Here is a 3,309-nt window from a genome sequence, read left to right as displayed (position 1 = left end):
GCGAGGATGAGTACTTCCTGTTTGCTCACCCCTTGACCCTGGCGGGGTGTCCACAATGTCGTGAGACATCACGCCCTCACCGGCCTCACTGTCCACGATGTCGTGAGACAGGTGTCCACGATGTGCTGAAACCAGACACCGTCATCCCCTCTGGCCCGCCGAGACGTCACCGGCTCACGCTCGACGCGCAGACGCTATCGCGTCTGCGGGGTTCGATTCCCGTCAGCCCCTCTGTGTTGACTTCTGGCTGCGCCGCCGCTCCTGCGGCGCAGCGCGCTCCGCGCGTCGATCGCGGTCGACGCGCTCCGCTCCACTCGAGCATCAATGTCCTCTATTGAGGCTCGGTAATCGCCCGCCCGATAAGCTGCTCGGCCTCTGCCATGAAGCGGCGCACGTCGTCGTCGACGATGATGTCGCTCGGCCTCAGCGGTCGCACGAGGTGCAAGCCGTCAAGCGAGCGAATGCGACTGAGCGCCACATACGTCTGCCCGGGCGCGAATGCGCGCGGCCCCAAGTCGACAATCGCGCGGTCATAGGTCGACCCTTGAGACTTGTGAATGGTCACGGCCCAAGCGAGACGCAACGGAAACTGCGTGAACTCAGCCACGACATCTTTTGACACCCGTTTCGTGGCTGACGAGTAGGTGTATTTGTATTTCTCCCACGTGGCCGGCACGACCTCGTGGCTTTCACCATCGACCTCGACGAACACTGTGCGGCCAATGCGCTCGACGGTGCCCAGACTGCCGTTGACCCAACGGGGGTGTCCGTCACCACCCGTGTCATTGCGCAAGAACATGACCTGGGCTCCGACCTTCAGCTGCAGGTCTTCGTCGGCCGGGTAGCCACCTTTCGGGCCAAACTCGCCCGCGACGTCGGCGCGCGCCGTCTTGGGGTCTCCGGGGAGGCGGCGCAGGGCATCCATGTTGATGCGCGTCACGGTCGCGTTGGTCGTCGCTAGCGTCAAGACACCCTCAGCGGGTGCCGGTCGCGCGCCGGCCTCGTTGAGGGCCCAGCCAATCTCGGGGGTGACCGTGCCATGCCGAACCGCGGTGAGCATGGCGCGAAAGTCGGCGTCGTGCTGCCGGTGGATCGTCTGCAACTCAACGATGCGCAGGTCGGCCTCGCGCCACACGGCGGCGTCGAAGAACCACATCGACCGGTAGTGATCGGCATAGTAGGCGCGCTCGCCCTCATCGCGACCCGGCACGGGAGCGAGCTGGTACGGGTCTCCGAAGAGAACCACCTGTACTCCGCCAAACGGCTCGTGGCGTCGCGCTCGCGCCTGGCGTAGTCGCCGGTCGATCGCATCCATGAGGTCAGCGCTCACCATCGACACCTCGTCAATAACGACGGTGTCGATCGAGGCGAGCAGCTTGCGCAGCTCGACAGAGTCATCGAACTCGTGGTCGGCGATCAGCCCAATGGGCAAGCGAAACAACGAGTGAATCGTCTGGCCACCGACGTTGAGGGCTGCAACCCCGGTCGGCGCGCACACCACGACAGAGCGATCTGTCGACGCGATGAATGCCTCGAGCAAGGTCGACTTGCCCGTTCCTGCCCGGCCCGTGACAAAGACGTGCTCGCGAGTCGACTCGATGAGGCCGAGAACAGCCGACTGTTCGGCACTCAGGGCGTGGCCATCGCGCGTCGCCATGACCCTCACTCTCGCCTCTGCCTACCGTGGTCGACCAAACAACGGCACACCACTGTAACCGTGGGCGCTCGCTACCCTGACACAGCACGCTGCGGTGCGGCGTGCCCTGCGTAGGCTGGCCCCATGACCCGGGCAACGATCATCGGGGGAGGAGCCGTCGCCGCATTGCTCGGCCTCGGCGCCCTCGCGTTTGCCGTGCTCGTCGTGACGAGTGCGACTCCGGCTGCCCACGTTCAGCGCTACCTTGACGCCCTGGCCCGCGACGACCTCGTCGCCGCAGCGCACCTCGCTGGCCTCGAGCCGCCGACCGCGATGCCGGTGGGCGATGCCGGCGAGCCGAGCATCCACCGCGTCGTCTCGAGCGATGACGCTGGCGACGGCACCGTCGTGGTCACGGCAGAGTACGGCGACGAGACGGATGCCGCGCTCGTGACGTTCGCCCTGCAGCCCGCCCCGCCGATCTTCGGGCTCGTTCCGGCGTGGGCATTCGTGACGCCACCGGTCGGCACGCTGACGGTGACGGCCGACCAGCACGATGTCATCGCGATCAACGGGCAGTCGTTCGTCGCCACCGCCGCGGGAGAACCCGTCGACGTGAGCGTTTTCGTTCCCGCGCGCGTGAGTGTGCGCGTCGACGAGCCCCTCGTGTCGGCCCCCGCGCAGACCGTGCGCATCGAGGCGATCGAGGGCACCCCGCCGGTCACGCTTGCCGTCGAACCGACCGACCGCTTGCAGCGCATCGTCACGAACGAGATCACGCGGCTGCTCGGCGAGTGTGCCGAGCAGCGTGTGCTGCAGCCAGCAGGGTGCCCATTCGGAATCACCATCGTCGATCGCGTTGTCGAGCCGCCGCTGTGGCGCCTTGACCAGCTCGACGAGGTGACCATCGAACCCGGCAACCACCCGGGAAGGTGGAGTGTGCGGAGCGAAGGGAGTGTACAGCTCATCGTCGACGTGCAGCGGCTCTTCGACGGCACCGTCACGTCGCGCGACGATCTCATCGGGTTCATCGTGCGTGGCGAGGTGACGATCATCGACCGGCAGCCCGAGGTTCGACTGTTCTCGGCCGAGAGTTAGCGACCCTCTGACTGGCGCGCGCGTTCGGCCAACATCGCGTTCCATGCCTCAAGGTCAGCATCACCGTCGCGGTCGGCGCGACGATCGAGTCGTTTCGACTCACGGCCGTCTGCTCGGCTCCAGCTCCACACCACGAGCATCGCGAGCACGAGGGTGGGAATCTCGCCCACGCTCCACGCAATGCCTCCGCCTGTCTGCTGATCAGCGAGCGGCGTTTGGCCCCAGTCTCGGCCCATCGCTCCGAACCACTCGGGCAAGAGCAGCCCCGTGCCCGTGATGAGCGAGAGCCCGAAGAAGGCGTGAAAGGCCATCGTCGCCAACAAGATGATGAGTCGAATCGGGTACGGCGGCCGATACGGAGCGGGGTCGACGCCGATGAGTGCATTGACGAACAGATACCCGCTGAGCAAGAAGTGCAGCACCATCCATTGGTGGCCAAGGTGGTCGCTCACCGCCCACGAGAAGAGGGGCGAGTAATAGAACACCAAGAGCGAGACGGCGAAGACCACCGAGGCAACGATGGGGTGCCCCAAGATGGCGGCGAAGCGAGAGTGCACGATCGCGAGAATCCATTC

3 protein-coding genes are annotated in these 3,309 nt (G+C 65.8%); 1 reads left to right on the top strand and 2 read right to left on the bottom strand.

Annotation, left to right across the window (positions count from 1 at the left end):
- Window positions 1-331 precede the first annotated feature (331 nt).
- On the bottom strand, window positions 332-1,657 hold the full coding sequence (locus tag SFU54_RS11455) for a DEAD/DEAH box helicase (RefSeq protein ID WP_319016400.1): 1,326 nt from the start codon (window positions 1,655-1,657) through the stop codon (window positions 332-334).
- Between the two features lie 123 nt (window positions 1,658-1,780).
- Here SFU54_RS11455 and SFU54_RS11450 point away from each other — a divergent pair, with 123 nt between their 5' ends.
- A complete protein-coding gene (locus tag SFU54_RS11450; RefSeq protein ID WP_319016399.1) occupies window positions 1,781-2,734 on the top strand; it encodes a hypothetical protein in 954 nt (317 codons plus the stop codon).
- Here SFU54_RS11450 and SFU54_RS11445 read toward each other — a convergent pair.
- Window positions 2,731-3,309 (bottom strand): cytochrome c oxidase assembly protein (locus SFU54_RS11445; RefSeq protein ID WP_319016398.1); only part of this gene is annotated, 579 nt, incomplete at its 5' end. The two genes, SFU54_RS11450 and SFU54_RS11445, sit on opposite strands and share 4 nt — an antisense overlap.

It is taken from the genome of Microcella sp. (assembly GCF_033763155.1).
Taxonomy (GTDB): domain Bacteria; phylum Actinomycetota; class Actinomycetes; order Actinomycetales; family Microbacteriaceae; genus Microcella.
The sequence above is the reverse complement of the archived record's forward strand: the minus strand, read 5'-3'. Positions and strand labels throughout refer to the sequence as shown.

What these genes read in the sequence shown, in the direction of transcription:
- SFU54_RS11450 (WP_319016399.1), top strand. Translation starts at nt 1,781, where the DNA reads ATGACCCGGGCAACGATCATCGGGGGAGGAGCCGTCGCCGCATTGCTC.
- SFU54_RS11455 (WP_319016400.1), bottom strand. Translation starts at nt 1,657, where the DNA reads ATGGCGACGCGCGATGGCCACGCCCTGAGTGCCGAACAGTCGGCTGTT.